The 18,785-nt window shown below is 63.2% G+C and carries 19 protein-coding genes; 6 read left to right on the plus strand and 13 right to left on the minus strand.

The features are described 5' to 3' along the window. The first annotated feature begins 2 nt into the window (after window positions 1–2). Window positions 3–476: a YbaK/EbsC family protein gene (locus ACHMW6_RS13255; protein ID WP_395407558.1), complete on the plus strand. Its 474-nt coding sequence runs from the start codon at window positions 3–5 to the stop codon at window positions 474–476. Here the strand turns inward: ACHMW6_RS13255 and ACHMW6_RS13260 are convergent. From ACHMW6_RS13260 to ACHMW6_RS13275, 4 genes are all read right to left on the minus strand, one after another. Next, window positions 466–1,359, minus strand: coding sequence for a LysR family transcriptional regulator (locus ACHMW6_RS13260; RefSeq protein WP_395407559.1), 894 nt, complete (start codon window positions 1,357–1,359; stop codon window positions 466–468). The genes ACHMW6_RS13255 and ACHMW6_RS13260 overlap by 11 nt on opposite strands. Before the next feature lie 37 nt (window positions 1,360–1,396). After that, a complete protein-coding gene (locus ACHMW6_RS13265) occupies window positions 1,397–2,596 on the minus strand; it encodes an MFS transporter (RefSeq protein WP_395407560.1) in 1,200 nt (399 codons plus the stop codon). A gap of 3 nt (window positions 2,597–2,599) precedes the next feature. Further along, on the minus strand, window positions 2,600–3,649 hold the full coding sequence (locus ACHMW6_RS13270; RefSeq protein WP_395407561.1) for an NAD(P)-dependent alcohol dehydrogenase: 1,050 nt from the start codon (window positions 3,647–3,649) through the stop codon (window positions 2,600–2,602). 353 nt (window positions 3,650–4,002) lie between these two features. Next, window positions 4,003–6,231, minus strand: a complete 2,229-nt coding sequence (locus ACHMW6_RS13275; protein WP_395407563.1) for an NADP-dependent isocitrate dehydrogenase — start codon at window positions 6,229–6,231, stop codon at window positions 4,003–4,005. A gap of 244 nt (window positions 6,232–6,475) precedes the next feature. On the opposite strand from ACHMW6_RS13275, the gene ACHMW6_RS13280 reads away from it, so the two are divergent. Beyond that, window positions 6,476–6,643, plus strand: a complete 168-nt coding sequence (locus tag ACHMW6_RS13280; protein WP_395407564.1) for a hypothetical protein — start codon at window positions 6,476–6,478, stop codon at window positions 6,641–6,643. An 8-nt stretch (window positions 6,644–6,651) separates the two neighbouring features. On the opposite strand, the gene ACHMW6_RS13285 is transcribed toward ACHMW6_RS13280, so the two are convergent. Then, on the minus strand, window positions 6,652–7,053 hold the full coding sequence (locus tag ACHMW6_RS13285) for a hypothetical protein (protein ID WP_395407565.1): 402 nt from the start codon (window positions 7,051–7,053) through the stop codon (window positions 6,652–6,654). Between the two features lie 48 nt (window positions 7,054–7,101). Here ACHMW6_RS13285 and ACHMW6_RS13290 point away from each other — a divergent pair, with 48 nt between their 5' ends. Together ACHMW6_RS13290 and ACHMW6_RS13295 are read left to right on the plus strand one after the other, a co-directional pair. Then, window positions 7,102–8,127 carry an SGNH/GDSL hydrolase family protein gene (locus tag ACHMW6_RS13290; protein ID WP_395407566.1) on the plus strand — a complete coding sequence of 342 codons (1,026 nt, stop codon included), beginning with the start codon at window positions 7,102–7,104 and terminating at the stop codon, window positions 8,125–8,127. A 49-nt stretch (window positions 8,128–8,176) separates the two neighbouring features. Next, entirely contained in the window at window positions 8,177–8,374 is a 198-nt protein-coding gene (locus tag ACHMW6_RS13295) for a hypothetical protein (protein WP_395407567.1), read from the plus strand. A gap of 124 nt (window positions 8,375–8,498) precedes the next feature. On the opposite strand, the gene ACHMW6_RS13300 is transcribed toward ACHMW6_RS13295, so the two are convergent. Further along, on the minus strand, window positions 8,499–9,395 hold the full coding sequence (locus tag ACHMW6_RS13300; RefSeq protein ID WP_395407568.1) for a LysR substrate-binding domain-containing protein: 897 nt from the start codon (window positions 9,393–9,395) through the stop codon (window positions 8,499–8,501). Between the two features lie 94 nt (window positions 9,396–9,489). Between ACHMW6_RS13300 and ACHMW6_RS13305 the strand changes: the two genes are divergently transcribed. Continuing rightward, complete coding sequence (locus ACHMW6_RS13305) at window positions 9,490–10,980, plus strand: acetyl-CoA hydrolase/transferase family protein (protein WP_395407569.1); 1,491 nt, start codon at window positions 9,490–9,492, stop codon at window positions 10,978–10,980. A 30-nt stretch (window positions 10,981–11,010) separates the two neighbouring features. Here the strand turns inward: ACHMW6_RS13305 and ACHMW6_RS13310 are convergent, their stop codons facing one another. The 5 genes from ACHMW6_RS13310 to ACHMW6_RS13330 are packed head-to-tail and all read right to left on the minus strand — an operon-like array spanning window position 11,011 to window position 16,178. Further along, window positions 11,011–12,246: an ABC transporter permease gene (locus ACHMW6_RS13310; protein WP_395407570.1), complete on the minus strand. Its 1,236-nt coding sequence runs from the start codon at window positions 12,244–12,246 to the stop codon at window positions 11,011–11,013. After that, window positions 12,243–13,487: an efflux RND transporter periplasmic adaptor subunit gene (locus tag ACHMW6_RS13315; protein ID WP_395407571.1), complete on the minus strand. Its 1,245-nt coding sequence runs from the start codon at window positions 13,485–13,487 to the stop codon at window positions 12,243–12,245. The genes ACHMW6_RS13310 and ACHMW6_RS13315 overlap by 4 nt, the downstream gene beginning before the upstream one ends. A gap of 14 nt (window positions 13,488–13,501) precedes the next feature. Further along, window positions 13,502–14,380: an HlyD family secretion protein gene (locus ACHMW6_RS13320; protein WP_395407572.1), complete on the minus strand. Its 879-nt coding sequence runs from the start codon at window positions 14,378–14,380 to the stop codon at window positions 13,502–13,504. Continuing rightward, the gene (locus ACHMW6_RS13325) at window positions 14,365–15,459 is read right to left on the minus strand and encodes an HlyD family secretion protein (RefSeq protein WP_395407573.1); all 1,095 of its coding nucleotides are present in this window, start codon (window positions 15,457–15,459) and stop codon (window positions 14,365–14,367) included. Before ACHMW6_RS13325 ends, ACHMW6_RS13320 begins: the two co-directional genes overlap by 16 nt. Next, a complete protein-coding gene (locus ACHMW6_RS13330; protein WP_395407574.1) occupies window positions 15,456–16,178 on the minus strand; it encodes an ABC transporter ATP-binding protein in 723 nt (240 codons plus the stop codon). The genes ACHMW6_RS13325 and ACHMW6_RS13330 overlap by 4 nt, the downstream gene beginning before the upstream one ends. A 95-nt stretch (window positions 16,179–16,273) precedes the next feature. Here ACHMW6_RS13330 and ACHMW6_RS13335 point away from each other — a divergent pair, with 95 nt between their 5' ends. Then, the gene (locus tag ACHMW6_RS13335; protein WP_395407575.1) at window positions 16,274–17,032 is read left to right on the plus strand and encodes a ThuA domain-containing protein; all 759 of its coding nucleotides are present in this window, start codon (window positions 16,274–16,276) and stop codon (window positions 17,030–17,032) included. A gap of 2 nt (window positions 17,033–17,034) precedes the next feature. Here the strand turns inward: ACHMW6_RS13335 and ACHMW6_RS13340 are convergent, their stop codons facing one another. Both ACHMW6_RS13340 and ACHMW6_RS13345 read right to left on the minus strand, forming a co-directional pair. Next, the gene (locus tag ACHMW6_RS13340; RefSeq protein WP_395407577.1) at window positions 17,035–17,448 is read right to left on the minus strand and encodes a hypothetical protein; all 414 of its coding nucleotides are present in this window, start codon (window positions 17,446–17,448) and stop codon (window positions 17,035–17,037) included. 22 nt (window positions 17,449–17,470) lie between these two features. Beyond that, a complete protein-coding gene (locus tag ACHMW6_RS13345; RefSeq protein ID WP_395407578.1) occupies window positions 17,471–18,742 on the minus strand; it encodes an MFS transporter in 1,272 nt (423 codons plus the stop codon). Window positions 18,743–18,785: the final 43 nt, after the last annotated feature.

Genomic DNA, 18,785 nt, shown 5'->3' on the forward strand with positions numbered 1-18,785 from the left:
AAATGAGTTTGCAGTCCGTCCGCGCATTCCTGACCGAGCATGCGCCTGACCTGGAGATCCTGGAAAAGTCCACCAGCACCGCCACCGTCGCCGAAGCGGCCGACGCCCACGGCGTGCATCCCGCGCAGATTGCCAAGACCTTGTCCCTGTGGCTGAAAGATGAAGTCATCCTCCTCATGCTGGGTGGCGACGCCAGGATCGACAACCGCAAGTTCAAGGAGCATTTCCAATCCAAGGCCAAAATGCTCAACGCGGAAGAAGTGGTGGAGTGGACCAGCCACCCGGTCGGCGGCGTCTGCCCGTTCGGCCTGCCAAAACCGCTGCGGATCTTTGCCGATCAAACCCTCAACAAATTCGATGTGGTGCTGCCGGCCGCCGGTGCGACCAATGCCGCCGTACGCGTGGAACCGGACCGGCTGGTGCAACTCGTCAAGGCGACCTGGGTAAACGTGGCGCAGGAGCCGCTCAGTCCTTGAACCGGAGCGCGTCGATCACCAGCGCCAGGGCGCGCGAGGAGTGGCGGCGGCTGGGGTAGTAGGCGTGCAGCCCGGGGAAGGTGGGGCACCAGTCTTCCATGATGCTCATCAGGCGCCCTTCGCGGACGTAGCTTCCAATCAGGTCCTCCGGCAGGAAACCGATGCCGCAACCGCTTAGCGCCGCCTGCAGGATCTGGTATGCGCCATTGCATATCACTTGCCCGTGCGGGCGCATTTCCAGCTCGCGTCCTTCGTGGCGAAGCTCCCAGGCATACACACCACCGCTGGTGGCCAGGCGCAGGCCGATGCAATTGTGCCTGGACAGGTCCTGCACATTGAGCGGCACGCGGCGGTGGGCGAAGTAGGCCGGGGAGGCGATGATCATCATGCGCATATCCGGCGTGAGGCGCACCGCGACCATGTCCTGCTCGACCTGGTCGCCCCAGCGCACGCCGATGTCGTAACGTTCGGCGGCGATGTCGATCATGCGGTAGTCGGCACTAAGCTCGATGTGAATGTCCGGATACTGCTGCAGCACGGGCGCAAGCCGCGGCCAGAGCACACTGTCGATCACGTGGTCGATGGCGGTGATGCGCACGGTGCCGGCCGGCTTGTCGCCCATATTGCTGACGGCGAGGATCTCCGCGTCGATCTCCTCCAGCCGCGGCGCCACATTCTGCAGCAGCCGTTCACCCGCCTCGGTTGGCGACACGCTGCGCGTGGTGCGCGTCAGCAGCCGAACGCCGAGGCGCGCTTCCAGTGAACGGATGATGTGGCTAAGCGCCGACTGCGTCAGCCCCAGTTTGGCGGCGGCGCGGGTGAAGCTGCGCTCGCGGGCGACGGCGAGAAATACGAGGATGTCGCTGATATTGTCGCGTGCCATCTGGTCTGCGGCTCTGGTTGAAGTACGGCCGATTCTACTACGCCGACTGGCGACGGCTGGCACGCGCGGCCAGGACTGCCATCAAGGCCGCAAGGGCAAGCACGGCAGAGCTGCAGCCGAAGGTCGCGCGGTAGCCCAGGCTGTCGAACAGGATGCCGCCCACGGTCGCGCCGGAAGCAATCGCCAGCTGCACGACCGCGACCATCAGGCCGCCGCCTGCTTCCGCATCTTGCGGCAGGGTGCGCGCCAGCCAGGTCCACCAGGCGACCGGCGCCGCGGTGCCGACCAGTCCCCAGACGGCAAGCAGGAGCGCGATGGCCATCGCGGAAGCACCAAGGATAATCAGTGCCACGGCAATCGCCGACATGATCAGCGGGACGACGACCAAGACGCGGAACAAGCCTTCTTTCAGCAGGCCGCCGATCAGGGTGGTGCCGATGAAGCCTGCGACGCCGATCAGGAGCAGCATCAGCGACAGCTGCGTCGTACCAAGCTGGGTCACCGTCTCCAGGAATGGACGCAGGTAGGTGAACAGCGCGAACTGGCCCATGAAGAACAGGCTTACCGCCAGCATGCCCAGCGCGACGGGCGGACGCCGGAATAGCGCGAGCGCGCTTCCTGCGCTGCCCGTGGCGCCGGCCGGCATCGGCGGCAGGCTGGCCAGTTTCCAGCCAAGGGCCAGCGCCGCGACGGGCACTACGCTGAAGAAGGCGCCGCGCCAGCCGATGATCGCGCCGAGGAAGCTGCCCAGGGGTGCGGCCACCACTGTCGCCAGCGCATTGCCGCCATTGAGGATGGCCAGGGCTTTGGGCACCTGATGGTCCGGCACAAGGCGCATGGCTGTCGCCACGGACATCGACCAGAAGCCGCCGATAGCGACGCCGATAAATGCCCGCGCCACGAGGAAGACCATGTAGTCCGGCGCCAGCGCTGCGACGGCTCCGGAAACGATCATCAGCAGCGTAAGCCCCAGCAGCAGTGCCTTGCGATCCAGCTTCCCGGCCAGGGACGAGATGAACAGGCTCGTTACCAGCGCAAAGGCGCCGGACACGGAAATCGCCTGCCCGGCCTGCCCCTCGCTGATGTGGAGGTCGGCCGCGATTGGCGTCAGCAGGCTGACGGGCATGAATTCGGATGCGACCAGTACGAAGGCGCCGAGCGACATGGCTAGCACGCCGCCCCACGCCGCCGGCGTGTTTTCGCGCATGGACGCGGTTGCGGAAATCTGTGGCTGCATCGTTTAACCCGCCAGCGTGGCGCTATCGATCACGAAGCGGTATTTGACGTCGCCCTTGAGCATGCGCTCATAGGCGTGGTTGATTTCCTCCGCGCGGATCAATTCGATGTCCGCGACGATGCCATGCTCGGCGCAGAAGTCCAGCATCTCCTGGGTTTCCGGGATGCCGCCGATCATGGATCCGGCTATCGCGCGCCGCTTGCCGATCAGGTTGAATACCTGGGGCGAGGGATGTGGCGAGGCCGGCACACCGACCAGCACCATGGTTCCGTCGCGCTTCAGCAGGGCGGTGAAGGCATCGAGATCGTGCGGCACCGCCACCGTGTTGATGATCAGGTCCAGCGATTTGGCCTGGGCCGCCATGGCGCCGGCCTCGCGCGAAACGACCACTTCGTCCGCGCCCAGCGCCAGGGCATTCCTGCGCTTCGATTCCGAAGTCGTGAAGGCGACCACGCGGGCACCCATCGCCTTGGCCAGCTTGATGCCCATGTGCCCCAGGCCGCCGATGCCAACCACGCCAACGCTCTTCCCCGGACCGGCATTCCAGTGGCGCAGCGGGGAATATGTGGTGATGCCTGCGCACAGCAGGGGCGCGACGGCGGCCAGATGTTCTTCAGGATGCCGCACGCGCAGCACGAAGCGCTCGTTGACGACGATCCGCTGCGAGTAGCCGCCCAGCGTATGGCCTGGGTGGTCCGCGGTCGGAAAGTTGTAGGTGCCGACCATGTTGTCGCAATAGTTTTCCTGGCCCGCTTCGCATTCCTCGCAGTGCCGGCAGCTGTCGACCAGGCAGCCGACGCCTACCAGGTCGCCGATCCGGAAGTCCGAGACGTGTTCGCCGACCGCGGACACGCGCCCGACGATTTCGTGTCCCGGTACGCAGGGGAAGAGAGTGCCTTGCCATTCCGCGCGGACCTGGTGCAGGTCCGAGTGGCATACGCCGCAGTAGGCGATTTCGATCTGCACATCGTGATCACCCGGCGCGCGGCGGGTGATGTCCATGGATTCAAGCGGCTTGTCGCCAGCATAGGCGCCATAGGCTTTCACAGTCATGAGAGGTCCTTTCAGTTCGGGAAGGCCGCATGGTAGCGGTGAACGAAAGGGGTGGGGCGGGCGCGGATTGCTTGGGCTTATGAAGGGGATTCATTAATCTTTGCCTGGTCAGGGCAAAGTGCACCTCGGAAATATTTGTTGCCGGTCACAATGTTGTCACATAGGAGGGCTATACTTTCGCCTGTCTCCTCATTCATGGCTGCACTGTGTACCATCATGGCATGAATGATTTAGCCGCCCGTTGGGCGGCTTTTTTTTTGCGCTTGCGGGCCGCAGGTGCCCATTAAAACCCACGGCATAAAGCAGGTGTCTGCCACGATGTGGCAGACACCAGGGTTACGCCTCGGGTTTTATCAGGCGCCGAGAGCCGCGTTGAAGGTCGCGCTTGGACGCATCACAGCGGAAGTCTTGGCCGGCTCAGGGAAGTAGTAGCCGCCAATTTCCACTGCGCTGCCTTGCACGGAGTTCAGTTCTTCCACGATCTTCGCTTCGTTTTCGGCCAGTGCCTTCGCCAGCGGAGCGAAGTGCTTCTGCAGTTCGGCATCCTCGGACTGGGCGGCCAGGGCCTGTGCCCAGTACAGGGCCAGGTAGTAATGGCTGCCGCGGTTATCGAGTTCGCCGGTGCGGCTGGATGGGGACTTCTTATGGTCCAGCAGCTTGCCAGTGGCTTCATCCAGCGTCCTGGCCAGGATCTTGGCCTTTGGATTGCCGGTCTTGATGCCCACGTCTTCCAGCGACACCGCCAGCGCAAGGAACTCGCCCAGCGAATCCCAGCGCAGGTGGTTTTCTTCCACCAGCTGCTTCACGTGCTTCGGAGCCGAACCGCCGGCGCCGGTTTCGTACATGCCGCCGCCCGCCATCAGCGGAACGATGGACAGCATTTTGGCCGAGGTGCCCAGTTCCAGGATCGGGAACAGGTCGGTCAGGTAGTCGCGCAGAATGTTGCCGGTGACGGAGATGGTGTCCAGGCCGCGCGACACGCGCTCCAGGGTGTAGCGCATTGCACGCACCTGGGACATGATCTGGATATCCAGGCCGGTGGTGTCGTGATCCTTCAGGTACTCTTCGACCTTCTTGATCACTTCCGCTTCGTGCGGACGGTACGGGTCCAGCCAGAATACGGCCGGCATGCCGGAGTTGCGCGCGCGGGTGACGGCCAGCTTGACCCAGTCGCGGATCGGAGCGTCCTTCACCTGGCACATGCGCCAGATATCGCCTTCTTCCACGTTTTGCGTCAGCAGCACTTCGCCGGTGGTCAGGTCGGTGATGTTGGCCACGCCGGCTTCCGGCACTTCGAAGGTCTTGTCGTGCGAGCCGTATTCCTCGGCCTGCTGCGCCATCAGGCCCACGTTAGGCACGGTGCCCATGGTGGTCGGGTCGAAGTTGCCATGCCATTTGCAGAAGTTGATCATCTCCTGGTAGATGCGGGCGAAGGTCGATTCCGGCATCACAGCCTTCACATCCTTCGGACGGCCGTCCGCACCCCACATCTTGCCGCCGATACGGATCATGGCAGGCATGGATGCGTCCACGATGATGTCGTTAGGCGAATGGAAGTTGGTGATGCCCTTGGCCGAATCGACCATCGCCAGTTCCGGTCGGTTGGCGTGGCATGCGTGCAGGTCCTTCAGGATCTCTTCCTTCTGGGAGGCCGGCAGCTTCTCGATCTTCTCGTACAGGTTGACCATGCCGTTGTTCACGTTCACGCCCAGTTCCTCGAAGGTCTTGGCGTGCTTGGCGAATGCGTCCTTGTAGAAGATGCGCACGCAGTGGCCGAACACGATCGGGTGCGACACCTTCATCATCGTGGCCTTGACGTGCAGCGAGAACATCACGCCGGTCTTGTAGGCGTCGTCGATCTGCTTCTCGTAGAACTCCAGCAGGGCCTTTTTGCTCATGAACATGCTGTCGATGATTTCGCCGGCCTGCAGCGCGACCTTCGGCTTCAGCACGATGGTCTTGCCGGAGGCGGTCAGCAGTTCCATCTTCACTTCACGGGCCTTGTCCAGGGTCATGGACTTTTCGCCGTGGTAGAAGTCGCCGTGGTGCATGTGCGAGACGTGGGTGCGGGAAGCCTGGCTCCATTCGCCCATCGAGTGCGGGTTCTTGCGTGCGAATTCCTTCACGGCCTTCGGCGCGCGGCGGTCGGAGTTACCTTCGCGCAGGACCGGGTTCACGGCGCTGCCGATGCACTTGCTGTAGCGTGCTTTCAGGGCCTTTTCTTCTTCGGTCTTGGCATCTTCCGGGTAGTCCGGCAGCTTGTAGCCGCGGCTTTGCAGTTCGCGCACGGCGGCGATCAGCTGGGCCACGGAGGCGCTGATGTTCGGCAGCTTGATGATATTGGTGTCCGGCTTCAGGGTCAGCTGGCCCAGTTCGGCCAGGTTGTTCGGGACCTTTTGCTCGTCGGTCAGGTAGTCTGGGAACTCGGCCAGCACACGTGCAGCCACCGAAATGTCGCTCGTAACGACGTCGACGCCGGCCGGCTGAGTGAACTTTTTGATAATAGGCAGCAGCGAATACGTCGCCAGCAGTGGCGCTTCGTCAGTGAGCGTGTAGATGATTTTTGAGTTCTGTGTTGCCATAATCATTCCCTAGTAGTAATCCAGGCCTGGTGGTGCCAAGCCAAAAAATGGTCTTCCGGCGGTTTCGTTTTTGTCGGTTTTTAGACCCAAGACCCGTATTTTAGATTTTTCATTCTACTTCGCGTAAACATTCCGTTCCTGCCAGTGCAATCGATACCAAAATTGATATCGATTGTGGGGAATTAGTCATTGGTATGATCATTTCTGAGCGCCTAAGATGATTTATAGCAATGAGGAGCGCAAGATGAGCCAGCAAAACCAGCCGACAAAAGAGCAAATTCGACAATATTTGCTGACCCGCCTGTCCCAGGATTGTCCGCCTCCGTCCATGACCGACATCCGCCGCCAGCTCGGCTGGGGCTTGACCGCCGCCGCCAGCCGCGATGACGCCCGTCGCGAGGAACGCGTCTGAGCTTCCTCTCACGCAAGCCCGGACATCCGGGCGAGCATTCCCAGAATTGCCGTGCCATAGGTCACGGCCAGGCCGATCATCCAGCGGTTGGTCTTGCGCTGCTCGGCAAATCCCTTTTCCATCTGCTCCCGGAGCGCGGCGAGCCCGCGGTCAGTGTGCTCGCGCAACTCGGCGAGGCCGCGGTCCGTGTGCTCGCGCAGCTCGGCCAGGCCGCTGTCAATGTGCTCGCGCAGGCGCACGAGTTCCTCTTCTATTCGTTTAAACTGTTCGCAATGCTGATCCACAACCGCCTCAAGTTTGGCCACTCTTTCGTCATGTTCCATACGCCCTTCTGCGCCGATGTGCCAACTGTCCCGCATCGCGACGCCGGGCATTTTGAGATTCGACAGTCCCGCCGGAAAAAAGTTCATTCGCGCCTGCTCGGCGGGCTGGCGGCCGCGCTGCTTGCTGTACCGGTGGTGGCGGCGACGATTGTCCGGCCGGATGACGCCCAGCTGCAGTACACAGGCCGCATCGATTTCGCCCAGCCGCAAGCGCCGGTGCTGTCCTGGCCAGGCACCAGCATCGAAGGCAATTTCACGGGCGCCACCCTGGCGCTGAAGCTGAAGGACCAATACGGCAAGAACTACTTCAATGTCTTCATCGACGGCGATCTCGCGCATCCGAAAGTAGTGAAGGCGGAAGAAGGCAGCAAAACGTATGCCGTCGCGAGCAGGCTGCCGGCCGGCCAGCACCGCTTCCTGATCACCAAGCGTACCGAGGGCGAGGAGGGTGCTACCGTCTTCCAGGGTTTGGAGCTGGCGGACGGCGGCAAACTGCTGGCGCCGCCGCTGCGCAAGCAGCGCCACATTGAATTCTTCGGCGATTCGATCACCAGCGGCATGGGCAACGAAGCGCCGGACAATGGCCCGGACCATCTGCTGAACGAGAAGAACAACTTCATGTCCTACGCGTCCATCACGGCGCGCAATCTCGATGCCGAAGCCCACATCACTTCGCAAAGCGGCATTGGCGTGATGGTCAGCTGGTTCCCGTTCACCATGCCCGACTTCTACGACCAGGTGAACGCCGTCGGCAATAACGATTCGAAGTGGGACTTCAGCAGCTGGACGCCGGATGTGGTGGTCATCAACCTGATGCAGAACGACAAATGGCTGATCGACCGCGAAAAACGCCTGCAGCCGATCCCGGACGAAGCGCAACGCGTGCAGTCGTATAAGACTTTCGTGCAGAAAATCCGCGCCCTTTATCCGCGCGCCTACATCGTCTGCGCCCTGGGCAGCATGGACGCCACGAGTGCGGGTTCCAAATGGCCCGGCTATGTCCGCACCGCCGTCGAACAGATCCAGCGCGAACAGAACGACAAGCGCATCGACACGGTATTCTTCGACTTCACCGGCTTCCAGGGCCATCCCCGCGTCAAGCAGCACCAGGCCAATGCGGCGCGGCTGACGGCCTTTATCAAGGAGAAAGTGGGCTGGTAATGTTAGTGAGCTAACCGACCTTGCGCGGCAGCGCCCGCATAGTCGGGACATGGACTCACTGACTACACTGACATCGTCGAGTGTACTGCTTGGCCTCGCGGCGCTGGGCGGCTTGCTCATGGTCCTGATCCGGCTCGGGAAAAAGACCAATCCGCCGCACTGGCTCGCCATGGTGCACGGCTTCATCGCCGCTGCAGGCGTAACCTTGCTTTGCTACGTGGCGCTGTTTGCGCCGATCCCGGGCTAGGCGGGCATCGCGCTCCTGCTGCTCCTGCTTGCGGCGCTGATCGGCGTATGGATGAATCTCGGCTACCACATCAAAGGAAAGCTGCTTCCCAACTCCGTGATGATTGTGCACGCACTGGTGGCCGTCATAGGTTTCCTGCTGCTGCTGGCGGCGCTGTTCCTGCGATAGCCAGCCACGCACGGGCAGCGAGCGACAGATAGCGCCCGTTCCACACGTGCGCCACTTCCCATGGCACCTCCGGCTCGATCACACGCACCGCGTGCAGCCGCTCGTCGGACAATCGGTGCACGAACGGCTCCGGCAGCAGCGCCACGCCGATCCCGGCTGACGCCATCTCCACCAGCCAATCCCACTGCGCACTTTGTGCCGCGATCTGCGGCTGCACGCCGGCTTGTGCGAACGCTGCGCGCAATGTGCGGGTGAGGGCGAAGTCCTCGTTCAGCATCACCAGCGGCAGATCCTGCAGTTGCTTGAGCCGCACTGTGCGCGCATTGGCGCGGAAAGTGCCTTTGACGGCCATTGCCCACACCGGGTAACGCGCAACCGGTATCGTGGCCAGTTCCAGCGCCGACTCCGCCGGCAGCACGGTCAGACCCAGGTCCAGCTCATTGGCCGCCACCTGGCGTTCGATCGCCGGCCCGGGCGCTTCCACCAGGCGCACGGCGATGTCCGGATGGCGTTCGCGGAAGGCCTTCAGCACGGGCGTGAACAGAACATTGATCATCGGCGGCATGCCAAGTGTGAGTGTGCCGCGCTTGAGTGCCTGCAGGTCGCGCACTTCCAGCATCAGCTGGCGCTGTGTGGCCAGCATTTCCTCGCCGCGCTCGAAGACGATGCGGCCAATGTCGGTCAGAACCAGGTTCCGGCCGTCGCGCAGCAGCAGCGGCGCGTCCAGTTCCTCTTCCAGCTGGCGCACCATCTTGCTGATGGTGGACTGGGTCACGTGCAGGCGTTCCGCCGCCTGCGTGAAGCTGCTCAGGCGGGCGGTTTCGATGAAGTAGCGCAGGGATCTCAGATCCATGAATAATCCGACTGATAATTTGGAAGTTAAGTCATAAAACGAATATTTTGAGATTCTATACTGGGCTCATCGCATAAGAAATATGAGGCTTATCATGTATGGAGACCGTATCCGCCACAGCGCGCTGACGGCGAAAGTAATGAGCGCGCAGCAGGCTGCGCAACTGATCAAGAACGGCATGACCGTCGGCATGAGCGGATTCACCCGCGCCGGCGACGCCAAGGCTCTGCCGCAGGCGCTGATCGAACGGGCACGCAAGGAATCCCTGCGCCTGACGCTGATCACCGGCGCATCCCTCGGCAACGACAGCGACGGGCTGATGGCCAACGCCGGCCTGCTAGCACGTCGCCTGCCATTCCAGGCCGATGCCGCGCTGCGCCGCAAGATCAACACGGGCGAGGTGATGTTCATCGACCAGCACCTGTCCGAAACCGCCGAACAACTGCGCAGCGGGAGCCTCGCGCCGATCGACGTGGCCGTGATCGAAGCGGCAGCCATCACCGAGACCGGCGCCATTGTGCCGACCATGTCGGTCGGGAACAGTGCAAGTTTCGCCAGCCAGGCCAGGCAAATCATCGTTGAACTGAATCTGACGGCGCCGCTGGCGCTGGAAGGCCTGCACGACATCTACCTGCCGGCCAACCGCCCGCGCCGCGAACCCATCCCGCTGCTTGGCTCCGGCGACCGTATCGGCAGCACCGCCATCCAGATCGACCCTTCGCGCATTGCCGCCATCGTCATCACGGAACATATGGATAGCCCGTCCAACGCCGGCGCGCCAGATGCTGAAACGGACGCCATCGCCGGCCACGTGATCACTTTCCTGGAAGGCGAGGTGAAGGCCGGGCGGCTGACGGAAGAACTGCTGCCCCTGCAGGCCGGCATCGGCACCATCGCCAACGCGGTGCTGCATGGCCTGACGAAATCCTCCTTCCGCAACCTGACGATGTTCTCTGAAGTGCTGCAGGATAGCGCCATCGAGCTGCTCGACTCCGGCCAGCTGGCACTGGCTTCCGCTTCCTCGATCACGCTGTCGGCGCGCGTTCACGAGCGCTTCCTGCGCGACATCGAGCGCTATCGCCACAAGATTGTGCTGCGTCCGCAGGAAATCAGCAATCATCCGGAAGTGGTACGCCGCCTTGGCATCATTGCACTGAATACGGCGCTGGAATTCGACTTGTACGGCAATGTGAATTCCACCCACGTGGGCGGCACGCGCATGATGAACGGCATCGGCGGCTCAGGCGACTTTGCGCGCAACGCGCACCTGTCCATCTTCGTCAGCAAGTCAGAGGCGAAGGATGGAGCGATTTCCAGCGTGGTGCCGATGGTGGCGCACGTGGACCATACCGAGCATGACGTGGATATCCTGGTAACGGAATGGGGCCTGGCCGACCTGCGCGGACTGGCGCCGCGCGAACGTGCACCGCTGATCATCGACAATTGCGCGCATCCGGACTACCGCCAGCAGCTGCGCGCTTACTTTGAAGAGGCTTTACTCCGCGGCGGACATACGCCGCACGTGCTGGAGAAGGCGCTGTCCTGGCACAGCCGCTACGACGAGCTGAAGACCATGCGCGCCTGAGCCCCGCACGTGCAAGGCGCGCCGGCGCTGCTAGCCCTCGCTGCGCAGCGCCGAGATAGGATCCAGTGCCGCGGCCTGGCGCGCAGGGTAGACGCCAAAGGCGAGCCCGACCGCCACACACAGCAACACCGCGAATAACAAGCTTAGCGGCGACCATGCCACCGACCATCCGGCCAGCCCGGCGATGGTATAGGCCACTACCGCGCCAAGCGCCATGCCAAGCGCGGCGCCGCTGACTGCGATGACCAGTGCTTCGGCCAGGAATTGTTCCACCACGTCCCGCCGGCGCGCTCCCAGTGCGCGCTTCAAGCCGATTTCCCGGCGGCGCTCCAGCACATTGGCCAGCATGATGTTCATGATGCCTATGCCGCCTACCAGCAGGGACACTGCGGCAATCGAACTCATGACGATGGTGAAAATGCGCTGCGTCTGCTGGTTCTGGCGGTACAAGCCCATCGGTACAATCAGGTTGGTATCGTCGATGCCGCCGTGGCGCTGGCTGATCAGGGCCTGCAGCACGCGCGCCGCGCTGTCCGGTGCGACCTTGCCGTCCAGCCGCACGCTGATGCCGTCGACTTCGTCAGCGATGCGCTTGAAGCTGAAGCGTCCCCGTCCGGTTTCCCAGGGCACGAACAGGCGCTCATCGTCCAGCCCAAGCTTCACACCTTCAAACTCAGCCTTGCTTGGCGTACGGTCAGCCAGTACGCCGATGACCTCCAACCAGACATGGTTAAGCTTGACGCGCTGGCCGAGTGCCGGCGCAGGGCCGAACAGGGTACGAGCCAGGCGCGCGCCCAGCACGCATACCGGCGCCAGCGTGGCGCCATCGGCCGGCGTCAGCCAGCGGCCGGCCTGCAAGGCCAGGCCGCCGTGCCCGGCGTAGCCGGGGGACACCGCAAAGGCTCGTCCACTCATTACTTGCTCGCCGACCACCAACTGGTCGACCTTGATTTCCTTTTTCAGCGCTACGGACTGAGCCCCAGGTACCACCGACAGCGCTGCCTCGCCGTCTGCGGCGGATAATCCCAGCGAGCGCGTGCGGACTTCCTTCAACTGCTCGGCTTCAGCGCCCTTGCTCTCGACCAACACATTGTTCAGGCCCAGTTCGGCCACGAGCCGCAGCGCTTCCCGCCTGCTGCCTTCGCCTACAGCCAGCATGGCGACGATGGCGCCGACGCCAAAGATCATGCCCAGCAGGGTCAGGCCGGTTCGCAGCTTGCGCCGCCGCAACTCTGCGACGGCTTCCCTCAATAGTGCCCGATTCATGTTTTCTTGTCCGCCGGCGGCAGCAGCACAACGCGTGCGCCGGCTTCCAGGCCTGTCTTGATTTCACTGCGCACCGGGCCGCGCAGGCCCAGCTCGATCTTGTGTTTGACCGGACGGCCTGCGTCGTCTGTGTACACGGCATAAGCGGAACCCTCCTGCACCAGCGCTATGTTCGGCACCGTCAGCGCCGAGGAGCGGGCGATCAGCCGCACTGTGCCATGCAGCGCCTGGCCCGGCTTCAGGCCAAGGCGGTGCGCCGCATCCGTGCTGATGGCGGCCTCAAAATTGCTGTATTTCACTGGCGACTCGGATGAGATGGCGCTGGCACTGCTGCCTACCCGGGTCACGACCAGGTCCAGTTCGGTTCCGGTGCCGGCCAGGCGCACCCGGACCGGCAAGCCCGGCTTGAGTCCGTAGGTCTGTCCCTCTGCGACGCTGAAGTGTGCTACCAGTTGATCGAGATCGGGCAGCGATCCAAATTCCTCGCCGGCCATCTGGTTGGCGCCGACCTGTGGCTTGCTGCCATCCCAGCGCGCTGCCAGCAGAAAGACGCCGTCGTGGGGCGCCACGAGTTCCAGCGATTGCAGGCTCTGGCGTTTTTGCGCCGCAGTCTGGGTCACGCTGTCGCGTTGGGAGCGCAGCACTGCTTCCTGCGCCGCCGTTCCCGCTTGGGCCTGGCCGACCTTCCAATCCAGGTAGCCGCGCTTTTTGGTCAGGAAACCTACGTCAGCCAACGCATCCAGGATGACGTTGCGGGAAAATATGCTCAGATCGACGTTGGCATAACGCTGGCTCAGGCTGAGGTCGTCCTCGACCTTGGCGCGCTCGCCGGCCAGGGTGCCGCGGTCGACGGCTGCGCTTTGGCTGCTGGCCTGCTCGGCCAGAGTCTTGCGCAATAGTTCATATTCCGCCTGTGACAGTTCCATGCGTGCCTGCGGCGCATCGAAGCGGGCTACCACCTGGCCTTTCTGCACGCTGCTGCCGTCGGCCACCATGTCCACCAGCACACGGCTGCTCCAGCCGCTGCCGGGCACTGTCAGCGGCGTGTTGGCGGCGGCCTTGATTTCGCCGTCGGCTTCCAGGGTTTCACTCCACGCCCGTACCGCCAGGGTTTCGCTGGCGCCGGCTGCTTCCGACGGCCCGCTATTGCAAGCGGCAAGCAGGGCTGCCGTGACGCCCAGCGGCGCGGCCAGCACGGCGGCAGTGGCCGCGCCAGCGGCCCGTTTACTGAAGGGGGACATTGTCTGTTTCATCGCTAGGTTGGATTGCGCAGCAGTTCCACCTGTACGGCCGCGCCGGGCTTGAGGTCTTTGGGAGGCGCGTCGAACTGAAGCCTGATGTCCCGCACCACGCCCGATTGCGCTGCCGATTTGCTGTGGAAGGCGTTCCCCAGGGCGCTGACCCGCGCCGGCAGCGATTGGCGCACGCCAGCCATCGTGACGCGCGCCGCCTGGCCTGGCTGCACGGCGGAGGCCTGCGCTTCCGGCACTTTCGCATCGACGCACAACTGGTCTGCATCGGCCAGTGTCGCCACCGACATGCCCATCCACACCTGGCTGCCGGTACTGAATTTCCCGCCATTGAAATTGTTGCGGTACAGTACCAGTCCCCGGTAAGGAGCCACCACGGTCAGGGCAGCCTGTCCCTTGAGCAGGGCCGCGATCTGCGCCCGCAATTGCGAGACTTCGGCCTGCAGCCCGGCGCGTTCGGCCTGACGGGCGCGCTGCTGGGAGGCGTACTGGCTTTGCATCAGATCGGCAAGCTGCGCCTTCTCGGTGCGTTCGATCACCAGCTTGTCGTAATCGACGCGGCGTATCAACTCTTTGGGCTGGCTGGCCTTGCGTTCGGCTTTCTCTGCGTTGCTGAGCGCCTCAGCCTGCGCCAGCGCTCCCGAACGCTCGGCCTCAGCCTGGACCAGCAGCATTTTTTCCAGGGCGCGCTCACGCTCCCTGAGCGTGCTTTGCTGCATCAGCAACTGGTTCCGGACCTCTTCCGATTCGAAAACGGCGATGGGCTGGCCGGCCTCCACCATCATGCCTTCGGGTGCGAGGCTCGCCAGCTTGTATTGCCACACAAAAGGGATGGTAGGCGGCGCGACAGGCATGGTGTGGCGCGAAGTTATCTCGCCTTCCACGGTGAGCGCGGCAGCGGCCGCAGGGGCTGATTGAGCGGACGCCTGGCCGCGCCCGGTGGCAATGGCTCGATCAGGACACTCATGCCCGCTACCAGCGGCAAACTATGATGTTCGGGCAGGTCTATCCTGACCCGGAAATACCGCCCCAGGCCCCAACGCGGCCGGGCTTCCGGCGCATTGGTGATGGTGGCCACTTTGCCGTTCAGTGCGACTCCCGGCAGAGCGTCGAAACCGAGGCGGACAGTTTGCTGCTCGTTCAGGTAAGGGCGGTCTGCTTCCAGCACCCAGGCTGTGACGCCCATCTGGCCGCCACCCAGGACCGAGCCGGCGACATTGCCCGGCCAGGCCGTGGCTCCTTCTTCCAGACGCTCGCCATTGAATGGACTGTAGCCATGCACGACGACGCCGTCGCGTGTGGCGCGCACTTCCGCCTGCGCCAGTTGGGCGCTCTGGAACGCTGTGTTGATCTGCTGTTTCTTTACTTCGAGCTCGCCATCCTCCTTGCGGCGCACCACGGCTTCGCGAGCGTTCTGCAGGCTATCCTGCTTGATGGCGAAATCGCGTGTAGCGCGGTCCAGTTCAGCCTGATAACGGTCGAAATTCAGGGGCGATACCTGCTGCCTGGGCAGGGCCGCATCGACTTTGGCCTTGTCCAGCGCAGCCTTGGCGGTGATCAGCGCCTTTTCAGCCTCCACCGCAGCGACTTCCAGACTGGCAGTCTCGCTTTCGGCACGCGCGCGAGTCCGCTCCAGTTCCGCCTTCAGGCGGTCAACATTGGCGGCGCCGGCAACTTCGATCCGCAGGACGACGTCGCCCGCCTTCACCAGGCTGCCGTCGGCAGGAAAGTTACGCAGTACCACGGGCGAACTGTTCGACGGCGGTACAAAGATGGTTTGCGTGTCCAGTGCTTCAACTTCGCCGGTAAGCAGTACGGGCCGCGGCACGGTGGTTTCTGCGCTGGCGGCTGGCGCCTGGGTTGCAGGCGGTTGGACGACACTGTCGGCATGGGTGACAGCGCTGGCGATCAACAATGCAAGCAATGGCGCCGTGCAGAGTATAGCGACGGTCGGATGCTTCATGGCTGGGCGGCGGCAATGCGGCCGTCACGCAAATGAATGGTGCGCTGTGCGCTGGCGGCTATCGCCGGATCATGGGTTACCAGAACCAGTGTCTGGCCTGCGGCGTGCAATTCACGCAGCAGGTTCATCACGTCGGCGGCGCTGCTGGAATCGAGATTGCCGGTGGGTTCGTCCGCCAGCAGCAGGGCAGGCTGGTTCAGCAGCGCGCGGGCAATGGCGGCACGCTGTAATTGTCCGCCGGACAATTGGCTAGGAAGGTGATCGAGGCGCTGCCCCAGGCCGATGCGTTCGAGTAGCTCGCGCGCGCGGTCGGGCGCAAGTGCGTCAGCCTGGCGGGCGTAGCGCTGCGGCAGCAATACGTTTTCGAGAACCGTCAGGCGCGGCAACAGGTGGAATGATTGGAACACGAAGCCGATGCGGCGGTTGCGCACGTCGGACGCGGCGTCATCGTCCAGTGCACTGATTTCGTCCTGTGCCAGGCGATAGCGGCCGCTATCGGGACGATCCGATCCGCCCAGCACATTGAGCAGCGTGGATTTGCCGGAACCGGAAGGCCCCATGACCGCGATGAACTCGCCTTGCGCAATGTGCAGGTCGATGCCGTCCAGCGCATGGATGTCGCTGCCGCCTTGCCGGTAAGTCTTCGAATGCCACTGAGCTCTATCATGCTCAGCAGTATTTGGGTTGATTATCAGTTTGTCAATTATGAAAACTGCCACTTAGGGTATTGTTTTTTGGTAATACCAAGGGTCGGTTGACAATGAGCTCATCTCCGCTTACGTTGGAGGCCCTCCATTAACTCATCGTACAACCCATGAAAGCTCTCGTCGCCGCTTCCTTAGCCCTGGCCTGTTTCTGCGCCCAGGCCGCGCAGTTCAACGTGCTGGTGTTTTCGAAGACGGGCGGCTGGCATCACGAGTCGATACCGGCGGGCGTGGAAGCGATCCGGGACCTGGGCAAGCTGCACGATTTCACGGTGTTCTGGACCGAGGATCCGAACCGCGTGTTCAACGACAAGGAGCTGTCCAAATACCAGGCCGTGGTCTTCCTGCTGACCACCGGCGACATCCTGAACGCCGATCAGAAGTCGGCGTTCGAGCGCTTCATCAAGGCGGGCGGCGGTTATGTCGGCGTGCACAGCGCGTCGGATACGGAATACCAATGGCAGTGGTACACGAAGCTGGTGGGCCACATGTTCTACGTTCATCCGACCATCCAGACCGCCGTGCTCAAAGTCGAGGACCGCAACTTCCCCGGCATGGAGCGCTGGGCGCCGCGCAACCTGGTCACCGAGGAGTGGTACGAATTCCTCCCTGCGACGTCGAACCAGCTGAAATACCTGCTGACCGTCGACGAGTCCACCTACAAGCCGGAGACCAACTGGCCCGGCAAGCCCGCCAAGGGCATGGGCAAGTTCCACCCGATCAGCTGGTACCAGAGCTACGACAACGGCCGTTCCTTCTACACCGCCCTCGGCCACCTCCCGGCCACCTACAGCGATCCCGTTTTCCGCCACCACCTGTATGGCGGCATCTACTGGGCCGCCACCGGCAAGGGCTTCAAGGCGGATTAAGTTCAGTACCAGCCGGAGACTTTGGCAAACAGCCCGGCGATCATGCAGGTATTGCCCAGCAGCGCGGCCATCAGCCATCGCGTGGAGATGGCGTGTTCCTTGCGCAAGGCTTCGAGGCCCTGGTCTGTGTGTTGCCGTAGGGCCACCAGCTCTTGATGGACGAGTTCAGTGGCATGCAGGCAGACCTGCTGCGACTTTTCCGTCGCCGCCAGGCATTCCCGCCGCGCCTGTTCCGTGGCCTCCAGGCATTCCCGCCGCGTCCGCTCGATAGCTTCCATGCAGTCTTGCCGCAACTGGTCGATTGCCTGCATACAGTCATGCAGACCTGTGTCGATCTTGTTCTCAAGACGGTCTATGTCTTCGCGAATTGTTTCCACAAAAGTCTCAACCTTTGCCAGCCGAATTTCATCGTTCATAGCCGCCTCCCGCGCAGATTGGTCAACTTTGCGGCAGATCGGCTTGGGTGGTGTTGAGCTTGGACAGGGGCGCGGGGGAAAAGTTCCCCGTGAGGCGGGCCATGCAGACGAGGCAGAGCAGGGAGAAGAGGGCAGCGCTGGCGAGGGTGAGCTGGTAGTTGTGGCCGGACAGGTCGAGCACCGGTCCCTGGACGGTGCTGACGGCGATGGTGGCGAAGGCGACGGTGATGTCCTTGCTGGCATTGAAGCGCACGAAGTCGCGCCGGGGGAACAGGGCAATCGGCATCGAGGACGCGGCCGTGAAATAGGCGCCGGATATGATCACGTGCGCCAGGAAGAAATAGCGGAAGCCATCCGCATCCTGCACAAGCGCGAATCCGCCGGCCGCAATCAGGCAATAGGCGCCCATCAGCGCGGCTGACACGCGCACGGCCCCGAAGCGGTCCACCAGCCAGCCGACGCCGAAAGCCGACGCGATCGAGACTGCATAAGCGCTGGCGGTCAGCGAACCCAGTTCGCGCAAGGAGATGCCAAGATCCTGCGCATAGCTCTGCGAGAAAGTGTTGAAGGGACTGAAGGTCACGGCCGCCAGCATGAACATCGCGCACTTCCACAGAAAGCTGCCTTCCAGGCGCGGCCAGCTGGCGTGGAAGGGCGGCGTGGCGGGCGCCTGTTCGTCCTCCAGCGGACGCTCGCGCGTGATGAGGCACATCAGCGGCAGCGCCAGTCCGAAGATCAGCGCAATGGCCAGCAGGATCTCGAACAGGTAAGCATCCGTCAGCGCGAACACGGAGGTATTGAATCCGATCGCCACGCTCAGGCCGACGATGCGGAACACGGCATAGAAGCGGCCCACGAAGCCGCGCGGGATCACATCGTTCACCAGGCCGTTATACAGGGCCGTGGTGGTAATGGCGGCACAATCGAAAACAGTCCAGAACAGGCAGAACCAGCCTATGCCCAGCGCCGTCAGGCCAGGCGACCAGCGGCCCAGCGCGTGATGCGTCAACTGGGCCAGCGCGGGCGAGAAGGCCACGCACACCATGGCGGCGGCGCCCAGCAGCGACGTCGCCAGCAGGAAGGGGCGGCGCCGACCCCAGCGGCTGCGGAAATGGTCGGAGTAATAGCCGATGCGCGGAACAACGAAAACGCTGATGATGGCCGGCAGCGTGGAAAGCAGCAGCGAGATCGTCGTGTCCGACGCGCCATAGCGCCGCAGCACAACGAGCCCGGTCGGCAGTGCCCAGCGCTCGCGCATGGCGATGCCAAGCTCGCCGATCAGCAGCCCGCACACGACTGCCGCCAGCCCCCAGGCGCTGAAACGCAGAAGTGTGCCG

Origin of the sequence: Pseudoduganella sp. UC29_106, assembly GCF_044055365.1 — a bacterium.
In the GTDB taxonomy this organism is placed as follows: Bacteria; Pseudomonadota; Gammaproteobacteria; order Burkholderiales; family Burkholderiaceae_D; genus Rugamonas.